Genomic DNA, 17,658 nt, shown 5'->3' with positions numbered 1-17,658 from the left:
TAATTTGCCATACATATTTTAATGCATCACAGATACGGCGACCAGGCAGGGAATTTAACCTGTCCGTCAGTCGCCGGAAGACGCGCTTTGAAACGCCCGTCGGTCGAAACCAGCTGCAATATAGTTCCCATACCTTGCGAGGAGCTATAAATAACCATAGTGCCGTTTGGTGCGATACTTGGCGTTTCATCTAGGAACGTATCCGTTAAAATCTGGAAATTGTTCGCTACTAGATCTTGTTTGGCGATATGCTGTTTCCCGCCGCCTGAACTGACCATTACCAGGAAACTACCGTCAGAACTGACGTTGCCGTTCTGGTTCTGAGTCCCATCCCAAGTCAGACGTTCGGGAGCACCGCCATTAATATTGACCTTATAGATTTGCGGACGACCAGCCTGGTCAGATGTAAAGGCTAACGTCTGGCTGTCCGGCATCCATGAAGGCTCAGTATTATTACTACGACCATCTGTTACCTGACGCATCTGGCCTGAGCCGAGATCCATCACATACAGATTCAGACTACCGGATTTCGATAACGCAAATGCCAGTTTAGAACCATCCGGTGAAAATGCAGGTGCACCGTTGTGACGCGGGAATGACGCAACCTGGCGAACTTGTCCGCTGGACAGGTTCTGGATAACCAGTGCTGAGCTTCCGCTTTCAAAGGTAACATACGCAATTTTTTCGCCATCAGGTGACCATGCCGGAGACATCAGAGGCTCCGGTGAACGGTGAACCGTGAACTGGTTGTAACCGTCATAGTCAGATACGCGCAGCTCATAACGATAGCCGCCGCCGTTCTTCACTACCACATAAGCGATACGCGTGCGGAATGCGCCACGGATACCGGTTAATTTTTCAAAAACTTCATCACTGGCAGTATGTGCCGCATAACGCAGCCACTGCTTTGTCACTTTAAACTGGTTCTGAGCAAGCACACTGCCCGGAGCGCCCGACGTATCAACTAACTGGTAGCTCACCAGATAATTACCATCAGCACCCGGCTGAACCTGACCGACAACAACGGCATCAATACCCAGTGCTGTCCAGGATTCCGGAACCACTTCGGACGCGGTTCCCGGTAACTGAGGCATACGGGCCGGGTCAATCGGATTAAATTTTCCGCTGTTACGTAAATCAGCCGCAACAATGGCACCAATCTCTTCAGGTGCACTACCGCCACCCGCCATCTGGAAAGGCACAACACCAATAGGACGCGCTGAATCAACACCCTGTGTTATCTCGATACGAACTTCAGCCTGAGCAACTGCCGCCCACAGCATCAGAAAACCGAGCATATATTTAACTGCCTGCTTCATTTTCTCTCCCTTGTTGCGCCAATGCCCGCGTGAAATAAGTATTTTAACAAACGTTCATAACCAAAACCAGATATCGTCACAAAAACACATTATTAACGTAATCCTTCCCGGTTATCCCGTTGTATCACATCTTTCATTTCGGTTTAAAGTCCACTTTCGAATTCTTAAATGCCCGCCAGACTGCATCACTCGGCGGTGCCGGTATACGAGCCTGTTTGGTTGCAGTCACTGCCGCAGTACAGAGTGCAGGATCACCGCCCACTGGTTTGACATCAATTAACGACCCTTTGTTCGTGATATTGATCTCTAATGTACATGTTTTGCCGCTGTAAAGGTCAGCATTATAAAATTTTGCCTGAATCGCTAACTGCACCTGCGTCATATAGCCGTTCATATCGGCATCAGAGTTAGTACCGCTCTTTTTACCACCGCCCTGACCGGCAGCGGATGCGCCGCCGCTTTCTGTTCCCGGCGCATTAGACGCTAATCCACCCAGGAGGTCATCCACTTCGCTGGCTTGCTTCTTTGAAGCCGCTGCTTTGGCTTTCGCATCTTTAGCTTCTTTTGCTGCTTTCTCTTTAGCGGCTTTTTCTTTAGCTTCTTTTTCAGCTTTTGCCGCTTCGGCTTTTTCTTTTACCGCTTTTTCGGCTTTCGCTTTTTCTTCTTCTGCCGCTTGCTGTGCAGCCGCTTTTTCATCTGACTTTTTCTTCGCCAGCGCCTGCTCTTTTATTACGTTTTCTTTTTCAGCCTGCGCTTTGGCAGCGGCGGCTTCTGCAATTTTCTGTTCTTCTTTCGCTTTTTTCAGTGCGTCCTGAGCCTGTTTCTGCTGTTCTTCAGCTTCTTTTTTCTGATCGTCGACCTTTTGCTCAGTTTTCAGACGCTCTTCTTCAATGGCTTTTAAACGCTCCTGCTCACGCGATTCTTTCTGACGTAATTCTTCTTCCTGCTGCTTCTCTTTTTTCTCGCGCTGCGCCTGAGCCTGTTTTGCGTTTGCCTGTTGTTGTTGTTGCTGATTGAAATTTTCAACCATAGCGTTCGGATCAACCATAATAGCGTCGATCACCTGCCCGCCTTCACCGCCGCCCATCAGTCCTGATTTAGTGACAAATGATCCCCAAATCACCAGCGCAACCAGCAGAAGGTGCAACACAACAGATGTGATGACAGAACGATTTAATTTATCTTTACGCTCTTTCAGCTTTCTCACGCTTAATTCCCTAACACACTGAGTGAAAACAACGGCATAACAAACCTTACATCGGTTTCGTCATCAGACCTACAGATTTCACTCCGGCCTGTTTCAGAATATTCAGACCATTAATAATCTCTTCATAAGGCACATCTTTTGCACCACCGACCAGGAAAATCGTTTTCGGATCTTCCGCCAGGCGTGCTTTTGCCTCAGCAATAATTTGTTCTTCCGGCAGTAATTCCAGGCGATCCTGTTTTACCACCAGGGTATATTGCCCCACTCCGGATACTTCCAGAATAATCGGTGGATTATCATTGGTAGATACCGCCTGAGAATCGGAGGCATCAGGGAGATCCACTTCCACACTCTGACTGATTATCGGCGCTGTTGCCATGAAGATAAGCAACAACACAAGCAACACGTCCAGTAAAGGAACAATGTTAATTTCAGATTTCAGCTCCCGCTTGTGTCTGCGTTGACGTGCCATAATAATCTCCTGCCTTATTTCTTATCAGCAGATGCAAACGCCTGGCGGTGTAAAATCCCCAGAAACTCTTCACTGAAGTTATCGTAGTTCTGTTCTAATTTATTCACACGGTTATTCAGACGGTTGTAGGCCATTACCGCAGGGATTGCCGCAAACAGACCAATTGCCGTTGCAATCAGTGCTTCTGCAATACCCGGTGCCACCATCTGTAATGTTGCCTGTTTTACCGCACCTAATGCGATAAAGGCGTGCATAATTCCCCAGACTGTCCCGAACAGACCGATATACGGGCTGATAGAGCCGACAGTTCCCAGGAACGGAATATTGTTTTCCAGGTTTTCCATTTCACGGTTCATTGAAATGCGCATCGCACGCGCCGCACCGGTTTCAACCGCCTCCGGAGAGTGAATATTGGCCTGATGCAGACGGGCAAACTCTTTAAAGCCGGAATGGAAAATCTGTTCTGTGCCACTTAATTCGTCACGACGCGCCTGGCTCTCTTTATACAGACGGGACAGTTCGATACCTGACCAGAATTTGTCTTCAAACGCTTCCGCTTCACGCGTCGCAGCATTCAGGATTTTGGTCCGCTGAATAATAATTGCCCACGATGCAACAGAAAAGCCCAGCAATACCAGCATGATAAATTGCACGAGGTAACTTGCTTTCAGGAATAAATCCCAGATATTCATGTCAGTCACTGCTTAAACTCCGCGACAATAGACTCGGGAAGCGCTATCGGCTTCATTAAAGAAATATTCACGCAGGCGACAAGTACCTCTGCGCGACATAAAAGAGTTCCGTTTTTATGCATAAGTGTTTGCGTAAATGTCAGGGACGCGCGGCGAATCTCTGTAATCGCGCTTTGTACCTCTAACAGGTCGTCTAACCTTGCCGGATGATGATAATCGATAGTTAATTTGCGGACCACAAACCCAACCTGCTCTTCCAGCAGTCGCTGCTGGTGAAAGCCCCGCGCCCGTAACATTTCAGTTCTGGCACGCTCAAAAAACGCAGCATACTGCCCGTGGTACACAACACCACCAGCATCAGTATCTTCGTAGTAAATCCGTACCGGCCAACTAAACATTGAATATCCCGCAACTAACTCTTATCAGCAGACTTGCCCTGCAAACTATACGTGAAGACCAAACGTATTGAAAATGCTTAGTACGTAAAGATAAGAAAAGCCCGTTTGTCCGCGCGCTAATCATACTCGCCTTTATGCAACACGCAAGCTCATTCAGAGGTTGCTGCGAAAAAATATTTTGTTACGAATTACAACACGTTAGCAGCGTTACTTTCGCCTTCAGCCGCTATCATTAAACACTTATTAAAAGACATTTCTCCTCACTAATACGCAAAAATCCGGATAATTCCGGATTTTTGTGCTACCGATTTATTTACATGGCAATCTAACTTATTGTAATACCTTAAATAAAATCAATTTATCTTTATTTTACAGAAACTGGTTTTTTGTCCTGTTTATGGGTCAGAATACCCGGAGTTCAGACCGGTTATAATACCAGCGGTGTTTCATGCAGATAATGCCACTGCCACATTTCGTCATCGTTTTTAGACAGGATCACCACAGAACGCCGTGCTGTTGTCACCCCGGAGAAGTGCTGAGTTTCAAGATAACGCATGGCAAGTGTATTTTCTGTCCGGCTGACACACTCATAATCTGATGTTTCTATCGGCGCCCCCTGTTTCTGTCCCTGCATCCGCGTAAATACCGCCACCACAGTGTCATGATCAACAACCGCCCCGCTAATCCCTGTCATAGAGAAATCGTCAGTAAAATGCATCAGTAAAGCGTGCAGTGCTGCTTTACCTTCCTCACCCGGTGTGGTGAACACCTGATAAATAAGTTCGTGAACGATATTGATACTATTAACAGCTTTCTGAATGTCAGGATGGCTCATGAGATGTCTCCGCGGCAGATTCTGCCGGTCTTAATGATGAACGATAGCGGGAGCTGCATAAAAAGATAAGCGGGATAAGCCCGGTAGCTGCCGCACACAGGAATGTCATTTTAAATGCGTTTTCCGGGATGATGATATTCAGCGTCTGATACAGCGTCATTAATAACGCCGCACCGATACTGAATACGATTTGCCGGTTAATATTCCAGATAACACTGGCTTTGGTCAGTTGTGTATCACGAAAATCATACAGCGCCGTAGTCTGAGCACAATTAGCGGCTATCCCACCGCCGGTTCCGGTAAGAAGATAGATAAGACCAATAAACCAGAGCGGTGTATTCACGTCAGTCAGAGCAAACAATGCTATCCCGCCGCTGTGCAATAACAAGCTGATAAAAAAGAGCCGCCCTGCACCTGCTTTGTTGTAGAGCGCACCACTGACCAGCATCGACATCAGTGCTCCCGCTGCATACAGCAGCATAAAGGCACCGGTGACGCCGGTTGTCAGGTTAAGAACCGTTGTCAGATAAAAAATAGCCAGGATATTTACCCCGGTAAACACACCGGGCACCGCATAATAGACAGCGACAGATAACCACAGCCGGGTATTTTTCAGCAGAGCAAGGTCAATAATCGCCTGTGGCTCTCTCTGATAATGACGATAATAGAGCCGTGCACTCAGCAACATCAGCGCAGCGAGTGCCAGCGCACCACTGATATTGTGATACTCCCCGTAGAGTGACAGGGCAATCAGCAGTGATGCCAGCACAATACTGACCAGCAAAAGCCCTTTGAGATCAGGCGCCGGGCATGTGACTGTTTTCGGCTCCTTTATCCAGCACCACGCCAGCAGTGCGGTAAGCAGCGCAAACGGTGCATTGACATAAAACACCGGACGCCAGCCGGCCACATCAACAATCACCCCGCCCAGCATCGGCGACAGCGCCGGTGCAATCAGAGCGATCATCATGATAATAGTGGAAATCTTGCTGCGCTCATGTCCCTGGAAATATTGAAATGTCAGAGACTGCCCGACAGGAATAAGTAATCCGCCCGCCACGCCTTGTAAAAAGCGCCAGGTGATCAGGGATGTGAATGAATCCGCCCCGCCTGCCAGTACAGCAGTTCCCGCAAACAGCAGCATCGAGAAGGTCATCAGTTCACGTATCCCGAAACGGTCAGCCAGCCAGCGGCTCAGCGGAATGATCAGGGTCAGCCCGAGAATATAGCTGTTCGCCACCCAGGTAACGGAAAGGGATGAAACCTGCAATGACGCCGCTATAGCCGGTAATGTAATGGCAGACATAAAAATGTTGATGCAATCAATAAAGAAGCCCAGTAAAAAAATCAGGGCGATGCGATAACGATAGGTCATAATTTCCTCCGGTCAGCAGTGTAAAAGTTGTTGACCTGCGGCGTCTATGCGTCAATATAAACAATATTGTTTGGTAAAATTAAACAAATTTATGCTGACGTCAGTTGAAAAAATTAATACCTTTATATATGTAGTGGATACCGGGTCATTTACCCGCGCGGCAACCCGTCTGAATTTAAGTAAGTCGATGGTGAGCCTGCATATCAAAGCCCTGGAAACAGAGCTGAACACCACACTACTGCACCGGACAACACGCCAGTTTACCCTGACAGAGTCCGGTCATGCGCTGTATCAGCAGTTCAGACCGCTGTTACAACAGTTTGACAGTGCGCTTGATGCAGTAATGGCGGGCACGACTCAGCCACAGGGCACTCTGCGTTTCAGCGCCACAGCCGAATTCGGCGGACAGTTTCTGCTGCCGCAGCTTCCGTCATTCCGGATGCAATATCCGCTTATTCAGCTGGATTATCGCGTCGATCATACTCTGAGTGATTTGATTGCCCAGAAACTGGATGTGGTACTCAGGCTCGGCACACTGAGCGACAGCGGGTTGCGTTACCGCAGACTGGCAGATTTTCCGGTATGTTATGTGGCAACACCGGACTTTATCCGCCGCTATCAGGTAACGGATAACAGCGATCCCGCTTTACTGCCGTTTATCGCCAACAGTAATCTGTTAAGCCAGAGCGCCTGGCGTCAGCATTTGCCTGCCCCGGACAATACCGCGTTTGTGTCCAACTCGATTCAGGCTATCCGCACCATGACACTGGCACATCAGGGATACAGCCTGCTGCCGGTCTGGTATATAAGAGAGCAATTGATGCAGGAAGAATTAGTACCGGTCTTTACACAGCGGGATACGCCGGATCAAAGCATCAATATGGTATTCCCGCCTGCAGCACATCTGCCACAGAAAGTGCGGGTATTTATCGACTATTTTGTCCGGTATTTCAGTGAGAATACTAAGCAACTGCGCTATCCGTAAGACAGACAAAAAAAAGCCGTTCAGATGAACGGCTTTTTTAATGAAAAACGACTTTATCAGCTAAAAAAGTGATAAAGGCCGTAAGCCAGGATCACAATGGCGGGAATGGGATGAAAGATAATCTTCCAGACTGCGCGTTTCGGATGAAAAGCGGTGCCGAAAACTGCACCGCTGCATACGGCCCAGATCATCACTAACCCCTGCCAGATCTGTAATGAACTGGTATTCGCCGCAAAACGCGACGGATCCCAAATCACACAAAATGCCAGCCCCAGCGCCATGATGAGGACAAGGACCCGTAAGGGACCCTTATCCAGTAGTTGGTAAGATTTATCCAACATACGTCTTATTCGCCTGACGCGGCTTTGTCTTCATTATGCTCAATGGCCAGTGCTGCAATAATTGCAATACTGCATGCCAGGAGCGTTCCGAGGATCCATGCAAAATACCACATATGCGTCTGCTCCTTAGTACAGTGAATGTTTGTTGTCTTCGATGAAGGATTTATCCATACGACCCGCCATCTTCACATAACACCAGATAGTGTACAGAAGAACGATTGGTACAAAGATAATCGCAACAACGGTCATTACCTGAAGGGTAAGCAGACTGGATGTTGCATCCCACATGGTCAGACTGACGTTCGGATCAATGCTTGAAGGCATGATGAACGGGAACATGGCTGTACCACAGGTCAGGATCACCCCCGCAATAGTCAGTGCAGAGAACAGGAATGCAAACGCACCTTTATCCAGACGGGTGAACAGAACCACCAGCAGCGGAGACACCAGGCCGACAGCCGGCAGGATCCACAGGATTGGATGCGCAGTAAAGTTTGCCATCCATGCGCCCGCTTCCTGAACCACTTCTTTCGTTACCGGGTTGGAAGGACCGAAATGATCCAGGTCAGATACGACACGGAAACCTTCGATACCACCCCACATCAGCCACGCACCGGCCACTGCGAACAGAACAAATGTCAGCAATGCGGTAATAGTGGTTGCTTTGCGCGCACGCAGGTGTAAATCACCGGTAGTACGCATCTGCAGGTAAGTTCCGCCGTGCGCCACAATCATCATCAGACTGATTAAGCCGGCTAACAGACCATACGGGTTCAGAAGACCGAAGAAACTCCCTGCATAAGAAACCTGCAGATTCGAGTTCACTTCAACCGGCACACCCAGTAACAGGTTACCGAATGCCACACCGATGACTAATGACGGAACGAAACTGCCGATAAAAATACCCCAGTCCCACATACCGCGCCATTTTGGTGATTCCAGTTTTGAACGATAGTCAAAACCGACCGGGCGGAAGAATAATGCCGCCAGGACCAGAATCATTGCGATATAGAAACCTGAGAATGCAGCAGCGTAGACCATCGGCCATGCAGCAAACAGTGCACCACCTGCGGTGACCAACCATACCTGGTTGCCCTCCCAGTGCGGTGCTAAGGTATTAATCATGATACGGCGTTCTGTATCACCTTTGCTGATAATCGGCAGCAGAATACCCACACCCATATCAAAACCATCAGTCACAGTGAAGCCAATCAGCAGAACGCCGATCAGTATCCACCATACAAACCGTAATATTTCATAATCAAACATAAGTGGGCTCCTGTTTACTTAGCGTCTTGTGCCGGTGACGTTTCAAAGTGATAACGGCCGGTTTTTAAGCTGCTTGGACCAAGACGTGCAAACTTGAACATCAGGAACATTTCAGCAATCAGGAATAATGTGTACAGACCGCAGATCAGCGCCATAGAGAACAGAATGTCTCCGGCTGCCAGATTCGACGTTGCATATGCTGTTGGTAATACTTCACCCACAGCCCATGGCTGACGGCCATATTCAGCAACGAACCAGCCTGCTTCAACACCAATCCATGGTAACGGAAGGCTCAGCAGTGATGCACGCAGCAACCATTTTGATTTACCAACACGGTTACGCAGAACACTCAGGAACGCCAGACCCAGAACGATCAGCATCAGACCACCAGCGGCAACCATGATACGGAATGCCCAGAACAGAGGTGCAACGCGCGGAATAGAGTCTTTTGCTGCCTGTTTGATTTGTTCTTCTGATGCATTACCTACATCATCAGTATAGCGTTTGAGCAGTAAACCATAACCGAGGTCTTTTTTGCTCTGATTAAATGCATCACGTACCGCAGCATCAGTATTACCCTGACGCAATTGCTGTAACAGATCATAAGCCGTCATACCGTTACGGATACGGACTTCATGCTGCACCATCAGGTCGCGCAGACCAATAACCGGTGTATCAATAGAACGCGTCGAGATGATCCCCAGCATATACGGGATTTCAATAGAGAAACTGTTCTCCATTTTATCCTGATTCGGGAATGCGATCACATTGAATGAAGCCGGAGGCGGCTGAGTATGCCATTCGCCTTCAATCGCAGCCAGCTTGGTTTTCTGCACGTCACCCATTTCATAACCAGATTCATCACCCAGTACAATAACGGATAACACCGCAGCGATACCAAAACTTGCCGCAATGGCGAAAGAGCGTTTTGCGAATGCAATATCACGGCCTTTCAGCAGATACCATGCACTGATAGCCAGGACGAAAACAGCACCTGTACAGTAACCTGCAGCAACGGTATGCACAAATTTAACCTGTGCAACCGGGTTGAGAACCAGCTCAGAGAAACTTAACATTTCCATACGCATGGTTTCAAAGTTGAAATCAGCTGCAATCGGATTTTGCATCCAGCCGTTTGCAACCAGAATCCACAGTGCAGAGAAGTTAGAACCAATAGCAACGAACCAGGTTACCATCAGATGCTGCTTCTTGCTGAGGCGATCCCAGCCGAAGAAGAACAGACCAACAAATGTGGATTCGAGGAAGAATGCCATCAGACCTTCGATTGCCAGAGGCGCACCGAAGATATCACCAACATAGTGAGAGTAGTATGACCAGTTAGTCCCGAACTGGAACTCCATAGTCAGACCTGTAGCAACACCCAGGGCAAAGTTAATACCAAATAACTTACCCCAGAACTTTGTCATATCTTTATAGATTTGCTTACCGGACAGGACGTACACAGTTTCCATGATCGCTAACACAAAGGACATACCTAATGTTAGCGGTACAAATAAAAAGTGATACATCGCTGTTAAGGCAAACTGTAATCTCGACAGTTCGACAATATCAAACATCTTGACTCCTTGCTCCTAGCAGGAAGACACCGACATGCGGCAACCCAAGCTTTCCTGAAGAAAGAAAGCAACATAACTACCAGCAATAAATGCCTCTAAATGCAATAACAAATTAGTAACAAAAAAAACACCTAAATAAACACCCTAATAATAGTACGCTTATATTTGCACACAATAAACCGCTTTTACGTGATTCAGATTGGAATTCTGATGTTATATCAAATAATGCACATGGTAGCCATTTTCGGTTACTTTGATCTGACCCAATTTAATCAAACTTCCAAAATAATGCCAGCGCAATAGATTGATTTATGTCAATTTTCCAGGTCAGTGTTAATCAATATCGCATATATATCGTCTGCGTTAGTTTATTGTTAATGCAATGTTCGCGAAAATATAACCAAACTGAAAAATAACAATAATAAATGCACCTTTAATTAACGTTTTATTTTCATTAATATTCCTGGTTAATTCCATTACCGGGGTAATTCAATAATAAATAAATTATCGCTAAAACTGTTATTGCTCTTTTGTATTAAGATACAAATCCGCTCATTTTGGGCGGGAAAAACAAGTATAAATCAATATGATAAAAAACGCCCTTTTATACCTGAGACTGTTTGTGTTGTAAACGACACAACCGAGGTTCTGAGACAATTGAGAAAATGACTGAATGTAACAAGAACAACCGGAGGGTATTAAGATGTGTCGTAAAAAGAGTAAAAATGTACCGATTCCTCTTATCGGGGTCAGATCAAAAAACAACCTAAGCCTATATTTCACGGCTCAGGTTGCGATATATACCCTTATTCATTCAAACTGCAGCTTCATGGCTGCAACCTGAATGACGTTAGATATAACAGATAGTCAGATACATAATTACTTGCTGAGGATAGCTTTCACTGCCTCACCAATATCAGCCAGGCTGCGGACTGTTTTTACGCCTGCGGCTTCAAGGGCAGCAAATTTTTCATCTGCGGTTCCCTTCCCGCCGGCAATAATCGCTCCGGCGTGACCCATTCGTTTACCTTTAGGTGCAGTCACACCCGCAATATATGCTACAACCGGCTTTGTGACGCTCTCTTTAATAAAAGCAGCCGCTTCTTCTTCCGCACTGCCGCCGATTTCACCGATCATCACAATCGCTTCTGTCTGCGGATCATTCTGGAACATGCGCAGAATATCAATAAAGTTAGATCCCGGAATCGGGTCGCCACCGATCCCCACGCAGGTAGACTGCCCCAGACCGGCATCCGTCGTCTGTTTCACCGCTTCATACGTCAGCGTACCGGAACGGGACACAATGCCCACTTTGCCCGGCAGATGGATATGACCCGGCATAATCCCGATTTTGCACTGTCCCGGGGTAATAACACCCGGACAGTTCGGACCGATCATCCGGACACCTGCTTCATCCAGCTTCACTTTTACCGTCAGCATATCCAGGGTCGGGATACCTTCGGTAATAGTGATAATCAGCTTAATACCTGCATCAATAGCTTCCAGAATAGAATCTTTGCAAAATGGTGCAGGGACATAAATAACCGATGCAGTCGCACCTGTGCTCTCTACCGCTTCACGTACAGTATTAAAGACCGGCAGCCCTAAATGAGTGGAACCGCCTTTACCCGGTGTCACACCACCGACCATTTTGGTGCCGTAGGCAATCGCCTGTTCAGAGTGGAAAGTCCCCTGGCTGCCTGTGAATCCCTGACAGATAACCTTGGTATTTTTATCGATTAAAATAGACATTATTTCGCTCCCACTGCTGCAACAACACGTTCCGCAGCATCCGTCAGGCTGGTTGCCGCAATAATATTCAGGCCACTTTTCGCCAGTTTTTCAGCACCAAGCTCCGCATTATTACCTTCAAGACGCACAACAACCGGCACATTGACGCCAACGTCTTCAACCGCGCCGATAATACCGTCTGCAATCAGGTCACAGCGGACAATTCCGCCGAAAATATTAACAAATACCGCTTTAACATTTTCATCGGACAAAATGATTTTAAAAGCTTCAGTGACGCGCTCTTTGGTCGCGCCGCCGCCGACATCCAGGAAGTTAGCCGGCTCACCGCCGTGCAGTTTAACAATATCCATGGTGCCCATCGCCAGCCCGGCGCCGTTCACCATACAACCAATATTACCGTCCAGCGCGACATAGTTCAGTTCCCACTGCGCGGCCTGTGCTTCACGGGCATCTTCCTGAGACGGATCATGCATTTCGCGCAGCTCCGGCTGGCGGTACAGCGCGTTGCCGTCAACGCCTAATTTACCGTCAAGGCAGATAAGCTGATCTTCTGAGGTAATAACCAGCGGATTTATCTCCGCCATCGCAAGATCGCGCTCCAGGAACAGGGTCGCCAGACCCATAAAAACGTTAGTAAACTGGTTAACTAATTTTCCGGTTAAACCCAGTTTAAATGCCAGCTCACGCCCCTGATACGGCATAGGACCGGTCAGCGGGTCAATCACTGCTTTATGGATAAGCTCCGGTGTTTCGTGAGCCACCGTTTCAATCTCAACGCCGCCTTCAGTTGACGCCATAAAGACCACACGACGCGAGCTGCGATCAACAACGGCGCCCAGATAGAGCTCTTTGGCGATATCTGTCGCACTTTCCACCAGTATCTGATGAACCGGCTGACCCAGCGCATCTGTCTGATAGGTCACAAGGCGCTTGCCTAACCACTGTTCGGCAAATGCACGAATTTCTTCTTTGGTTTTCACCAGTTTCACGCCGCCCGCTTTACCGCGGCCACCTGCATGAACCTGACATTTGACGACCCACGGACCGCCACCGATTTTTGATGCTGCTTCTTCTGCTTCACGGGGTGTGGAGCAGGCATAGCCTGCCGGTGCAGGTAATCCATACCGCATGAAAAGTTGTTTTGCCTGATACTCGTGTAAATTCATGATGTTCTATCCATTATTTTGTCTGATGAGAGCGGACTCTCTTATTGTTGTTGCCTGGATAGCACCGGTTTCCCGGCGCAGGGACACAGATTCACTAATGCGAGTTCAGCCGGGCGGGTTTTAGCGCGATGCCGCCCGGATGAGTTAAAGCTCAAAACTAAAGAACACTACACGTCAAGCAGCAAACGGGTCGGGTCTTCTAACATCTCTTTAATAGTCACGAGGAACCCGACTGATTCACGCCCGTCAACCAGGCGATGGTCATAAGAAAGAGCCAGATACATCATCGGCAGGATAACCACCTGACCATCGACGGCCATAGGGCGATCTTTAATTGCATGCATACCCAAAATCGCACTCTGCGGCGGGTTGATGATCGGCGTTGACATCAGTGAACCAAATACACCACCATTGGTGATAGTAAAGTTACCGCCGGTCAGATCTTCCACTGTCAGCTTGCCGTTCTGACCTTTAACAGCCAGTTCTTTGATGCGTTTTTCAATCTCAGCCATGCTCAGCGCATCAGCATCACGTAATACCGGTGTAACCAGCCCACGCGGTGTGGAGACGGCAATACTGATATCGAAATAGTTGTGATACACAACATCAGTGCCATCAATAGACGCGTTCACTTCCGGATAACGTTTCAGCGCTTCAACCACAGCTTTCACATAGAACGACATAAAGCCCAGGCGCACACCATGGCGTTTTTCAAACGATTCGCCATACTGTTTTCGCAGATCCATCACCGGCTTCATGCTGAGTTCGTTAAAGGTAGTCAGCATCGCAGTGCTGTTTTTCGCTTCCAGCAGACGCTCCGCCACACGCTTGCGCAGACGCGTCATCGGCACGCGTTTTTCACTGCGGTGTGACAATGCCGCCGGAGAAACAGACTCAACAGCCGCGCTATCAACGCCTTTCGGCTGTTGTGCCAGATGTTTTTCCACATCTTCGCGGGTCAGACGACCGCCGACACCACTGCCGGCAATATCTGCGGCATTCATACCATGCTCTGCAATCAGACGGCGGACAGCCGGGCTTAGTGCATCATTTGATTCTTCATCCAGCCCGGCGTTCTGACGCTGCGCCGGTGTGGACTGTACTTTTTCTTTTACTTCAGCCGGTAAGCCGGTGCTGTCGCCCAGACGGATACGCCCCAGTAACTGTTTAGACAGCACTGTCGCACCTTCTTCTTCCAGCACCGCTTCCAGAATACCAGCGTCAGAGGCAGGCACTTCCAGCACCACTTTGTCTGTTTCAATTTCCACCAGCACTTCATCACGTTCAACACGGTCACCCGGTTTTTTGTGCCACGTTGCAACAGTGGCATCGGCGACAGACTCGGGGAGCTCGGGAACCAGAATTTCTATGCTACTCATTTCTTATCCTTAGTTGATTCAACGTTCAGTGCATCATTCACCAGCTCTTGTTGTTGTTGCTGGTGAACAGACGTATAGCCCACAGCCGGAGATGCCGAGGCCGGACGACCCGCGTAGCGCAGTGCTGCACCTGCCGGGACCGCCTCACGGAAATTGTGCTGGCAGCAGTACCAGGCGCCCTGATTCAGCGGCTCTTCCTGGCACCAGATGAAATCCTTCACATGCGCAAACGGCGCGAGAATGTCATGAATATCATCATGCGGGAACGGATAGAGCTGCTCGATACGGATCAGGGCAACATCTGTCTGATTATTTTTGCGGCGCTGCTCTAATAAATCGTAATACACTTTACCGGAGCACAGCACCACACGCTTAACATCCGCAGGATTAAGCTTATCGACTTCATTAATAACCGCTTCGAAACGACCTTCAGCTAACTCTTCCAGAGAAGAAACGGCCAGCGGATGACGTAACAGTGATTTCGGTGACATGACAATCAGCGGACGGCGCATACCGCGCAGTGCCTGACGGCGGAGCATGTGATAAACCTGCGCCGGTGTTGACGGAATGCACACCTGCATATTCTGCTCAGCACAAAGTTGCAGATAGCGTTCCAGGCGGGCACTGGAGTGCTCCGGTCCCTGACCTTCGTAGCCGTGCGGCAGTAACATCACCAGCCCGCACATTCTGCCCCATTTCTGTTCGCCGGAGCTGATGAACTGGTCAATAACAACCTGGGCCACGTTGGCAAAATCACCGAACTGAGCTTCCCAGATAGTCAGACCACGCGGATCTGTTGTTGCGTAGCCATATTCAAAGGCCAGAACCGCTTCTTCAGACAGAACCGAGTCCCAGACATTAAAGCGTCCCTGAGCATTATGAACATTCATTAACGGCACATAACAAGAGCCGTTGGCCTGATTGTGGATAACGGCATGACGATGGAAGAAAGTTCCGCGCCCGGCATCTTCACCGGACAGACGGACAGGCACACCTTCATCCGCCAATGTGGCATACGCGAGAGTTTCAGCGCCGCCCCAGTCAAATAATTTTTTACCTTCCGCCATGTCTGCACGGTCAGTGTAAATTTTCTCAACACGCGGGTGCATCTGTACTTCTTCCGGCACGGTACTGATACGGCGGGCCAGATCCTGCAAACGTTTCAGTTCAACTTTATTGGCGTAATCGTCATTCCAGTCATGATTGAGGTACGGCTCCCACGTCAGAGACGCTTTGCCGATTTCACGCCACTCTTCCACTACACAGTCTCCGCGATCCATAGCATCACGGTACATATTGACCATTTCAGTCACATCACCGGCGGTCACAATGCCTTCTTCAATCAGTCTGTCGCCATAGATCTTACGCGGCGTCGGGTGCTGTTTAATTTTCTGGTACATCATCGGCTGGGTTGCACTCGGCTCATCCGCTTCGTTGTGCCCGTGACGGCGGTAACAGACCAGATCAATCATGACATCGCGGTTAAAGGTGTTACGGAAATCCAGCGCCAGGCGGGTAACAAATGCCACTGATTCCGGGTCATCCGCGTTCACATGGAAAATCGGCGACTGCACCATTTTCATTACATCAGTACAGTATTCAGTGGAACGGGTATCTTTCGGGTTCGAGGTAGTGAAACCAATCTGGTTATTGATAACAATACGAACTGTCCCGCCGACTTCATATCCCCGTGCCTGTGACATATTCAGGGTTTCCTGAACAATCCCCTGACCGGTCACCGCAGAGTCACCGTGAATGGTGATAGGCAATACCATCTTGCTCAGGCTTTGCGGCAGGCGATCACGGCGGGCACGGACAGAACCGATAACCACCGGGCTGACAATTTCAAGGTGAGACGGGTTAAATGCCAGCGCCAGATGAACCTGTGCGCCTTCTGTGGCGAAATCAGAAGAGAAACCCTGATGATATTTCACGTCACCGGTGCCCAGATGGTCTTTGTGCTTGCCGGCAAATTCATCAAACAGGTCTGCCGGTTTTTTACCGAACAGGTTAATCAGCACGTTCAGACGACCACGGTGCGCCATTCCCAGAACCACTTCACGGGTATCCTGTTTACCGGCATGGCGGATAAGATCTTTGAGCATCGGAATGAGGGAATCGCCCCCTTCCAGAGAGAAACGTTTTGCCCCCGGGAATTTAGCCCCGAGATAACGCTCCATCCCTTCCGCGGCAGTCAAATCTGCCAGGAAACGCCGTTTTTCATCCGCACTGAACTGCTTACTGACAACCACGGATTCCAGGCGCTGCTGGAGCCAGCGTTTCTCTTCGGTATTCGTGATATGCATGTATTCGACGCCGACAGCGCCGCAATAAATACGTTTTAATTCGTCGTACAGCTCACTCAGTTTCATGGTCTCACGACCAACAGCGAATGAACCGATATTAAAGGTTTCGTCAAAATCAGCTTTGGTCAGATTATGAAATGCAGGATCCAGATCCGGAACCGGCTCCTGTTTCCACAGACCGAGCGGATCAAGATCCGCATTCTGATGACCACGGAAACGGAATGCGTTAATAAGCTGGAGAACTTTAACTTGCTTGGAATCCATCGCCGGATCGCTGACGGAGGTATGATAGCGGGTTGAATCTTTCGCCAGACGACGGAAATAGTCGCGGGTTTGCGAGTGAGGTTGTTCTGTAACATCCGCTTTCGGCAGTGAATCGAAAATTACCCGCCAACTTTCATCGACGGAGGACGGATCTTTCAGATAGTCTTCATAGATATCTTCTATGTAAGCCTGGTTTTCTCCAGCAAGAAAGCTGGAATCCAGCCAGTCCTTCAGTACGCCGTTCTGCATTGTGATCCCTTTAAGCTTAGAGCTTTATCCCCTTTATCTTCCGGACTGCAATGAACCGGCCGCGCTGCATGT

The 17,658-nt window shown here is 48.8% G+C and carries 16 protein-coding genes; 1 reads left to right on the top strand and 15 read right to left on the bottom strand.

Features of this window, described 5'->3' with window-relative positions:
- Positions 1-26: 26 nt before the first annotated feature.
- The 7 genes from tolB to ACMHKJ_RS09635 all read right to left on the bottom strand — a co-directional run bounded on the left by tolB (position 27) and on the right by ACMHKJ_RS09635 (position 6,298).
- Positions 27-1,319 carry a Tol-Pal system beta propeller repeat protein TolB gene (gene tolB, locus ACMHKJ_RS09665; protein ID WP_413493466.1) on the bottom strand — a complete coding sequence of 431 codons (1,293 nt, stop codon included), beginning with the start codon at positions 1,317-1,319 and terminating at the stop codon, positions 27-29.
- Positions 1,320-1,452: 133 nt separating this feature from the next.
- The gene (tolA, locus tag ACMHKJ_RS09660) at positions 1,453-2,526 is read right to left on the bottom strand and encodes a cell envelope integrity protein TolA (protein WP_413493464.1); all 1,074 of its coding nucleotides are present in this window, start codon (positions 2,524-2,526) and stop codon (positions 1,453-1,455) included.
- Positions 2,527-2,572: 46 nt separating this feature from the next.
- A complete protein-coding gene (tolR, locus tag ACMHKJ_RS09655) occupies positions 2,573-2,998 on the bottom strand; it encodes a colicin uptake protein TolR (RefSeq protein WP_413493462.1) in 426 nt (141 codons plus the stop codon).
- Between the two features lie 14 nt (positions 2,999-3,012).
- A complete protein-coding gene (gene tolQ / locus ACMHKJ_RS09650) occupies positions 3,013-3,699 on the bottom strand; it encodes a Tol-Pal system protein TolQ (protein WP_067370319.1) in 687 nt (228 codons plus the stop codon).
- Positions 3,696-4,088 (bottom strand): tol-pal system-associated acyl-CoA thioesterase, encoded by a 393-nt coding sequence (gene ybgC, locus ACMHKJ_RS09645; RefSeq protein ID WP_413493460.1) that lies wholly within the window; start codon positions 4,086-4,088, stop codon positions 3,696-3,698. The genes tolQ and ybgC overlap by 4 nt, the downstream gene beginning before the upstream one ends.
- A gap of 427 nt (positions 4,089-4,515) precedes the next feature.
- A complete protein-coding gene (locus tag ACMHKJ_RS09640; RefSeq protein ID WP_413493458.1) occupies positions 4,516-4,923 on the bottom strand; it encodes a hypothetical protein in 408 nt (135 codons plus the stop codon).
- Positions 4,910-6,298 carry an MFS transporter gene (locus ACMHKJ_RS09635; protein WP_413493456.1) on the bottom strand — a complete coding sequence of 463 codons (1,389 nt, stop codon included), beginning with the start codon at positions 6,296-6,298 and terminating at the stop codon, positions 4,910-4,912. The genes ACMHKJ_RS09640 and ACMHKJ_RS09635 overlap by 14 nt, the downstream gene beginning before the upstream one ends.
- A 91-nt stretch (positions 6,299-6,389) precedes the next feature.
- Between ACMHKJ_RS09635 and ACMHKJ_RS09630 the strand changes: the two genes are divergently transcribed.
- Positions 6,390-7,283, top strand: a complete 894-nt coding sequence (locus ACMHKJ_RS09630; RefSeq protein ID WP_413493455.1) for a LysR family transcriptional regulator — start codon at positions 6,390-6,392, stop codon at positions 7,281-7,283.
- 56 nt (positions 7,284-7,339) lie between these two features.
- Here ACMHKJ_RS09630 and ybgE read toward each other — a convergent pair whose 3' ends face one another.
- The 8 genes from ybgE to sucA all read right to left on the bottom strand — a co-directional run bounded on the left by ybgE (position 7,340) and on the right by sucA (position 17,586).
- Positions 7,340-7,624 (bottom strand): cyd operon protein YbgE, encoded by a 285-nt coding sequence (ybgE, locus tag ACMHKJ_RS09625; protein WP_413493453.1) that lies wholly within the window; start codon positions 7,622-7,624, stop codon positions 7,340-7,342.
- A 5-nt stretch (positions 7,625-7,629) separates the two neighbouring features.
- Positions 7,630-7,737, bottom strand: coding sequence for a cytochrome bd-I oxidase subunit CydX (cydX, locus tag ACMHKJ_RS09620; protein ID WP_067370303.1), 108 nt, complete (start codon positions 7,735-7,737; stop codon positions 7,630-7,632).
- Positions 7,738-7,750: 13 nt separating this feature from the next.
- Positions 7,751-8,893, bottom strand: a complete 1,143-nt coding sequence (cydB, locus tag ACMHKJ_RS09615; RefSeq protein WP_413493451.1) for a cytochrome d ubiquinol oxidase subunit II — start codon at positions 8,891-8,893, stop codon at positions 7,751-7,753.
- Between the two features lie 14 nt (positions 8,894-8,907).
- Positions 8,908-10,470, bottom strand: a complete 1,563-nt coding sequence (gene cydA / locus ACMHKJ_RS09610; protein WP_413493449.1) for a cytochrome ubiquinol oxidase subunit I — start codon at positions 10,468-10,470, stop codon at positions 8,908-8,910.
- 879 nt (positions 10,471-11,349) lie between these two features.
- Positions 11,350-12,222, bottom strand: a complete 873-nt coding sequence (gene sucD, locus ACMHKJ_RS09605; RefSeq protein WP_413493448.1) for a succinate--CoA ligase subunit alpha — start codon at positions 12,220-12,222, stop codon at positions 11,350-11,352.
- The gene (gene sucC, locus ACMHKJ_RS09600; RefSeq protein WP_413493446.1) at positions 12,222-13,388 is read right to left on the bottom strand and encodes an ADP-forming succinate--CoA ligase subunit beta; all 1,167 of its coding nucleotides are present in this window, start codon (positions 13,386-13,388) and stop codon (positions 12,222-12,224) included. The genes sucD and sucC overlap by 1 nt, the downstream gene beginning before the upstream one ends.
- Before the next feature lie 167 nt (positions 13,389-13,555).
- Entirely contained in the window at positions 13,556-14,767 is a 1,212-nt protein-coding gene (gene odhB, locus ACMHKJ_RS09595) for a 2-oxoglutarate dehydrogenase complex dihydrolipoyllysine-residue succinyltransferase (RefSeq protein WP_413493444.1), read from the bottom strand.
- Positions 14,764-17,586 (bottom strand): 2-oxoglutarate dehydrogenase E1 component, encoded by a 2,823-nt coding sequence (sucA, locus tag ACMHKJ_RS09590; RefSeq protein ID WP_413493442.1) that lies wholly within the window; start codon positions 17,584-17,586, stop codon positions 14,764-14,766. Before sucA ends, odhB begins: the two co-directional genes overlap by 4 nt.
- Positions 17,587-17,658 lie beyond the last annotated feature (72 nt).

Source organism: Morganella psychrotolerans (assembly GCF_965118875.1).
GTDB lineage: Bacteria > Pseudomonadota > Gammaproteobacteria > Enterobacterales > Enterobacteriaceae > Morganella > Morganella psychrotolerans_C.
Note: the sequence above shows the minus strand (reverse complement) of the source record. Positions and strands in the feature narration are given on the sequence as shown.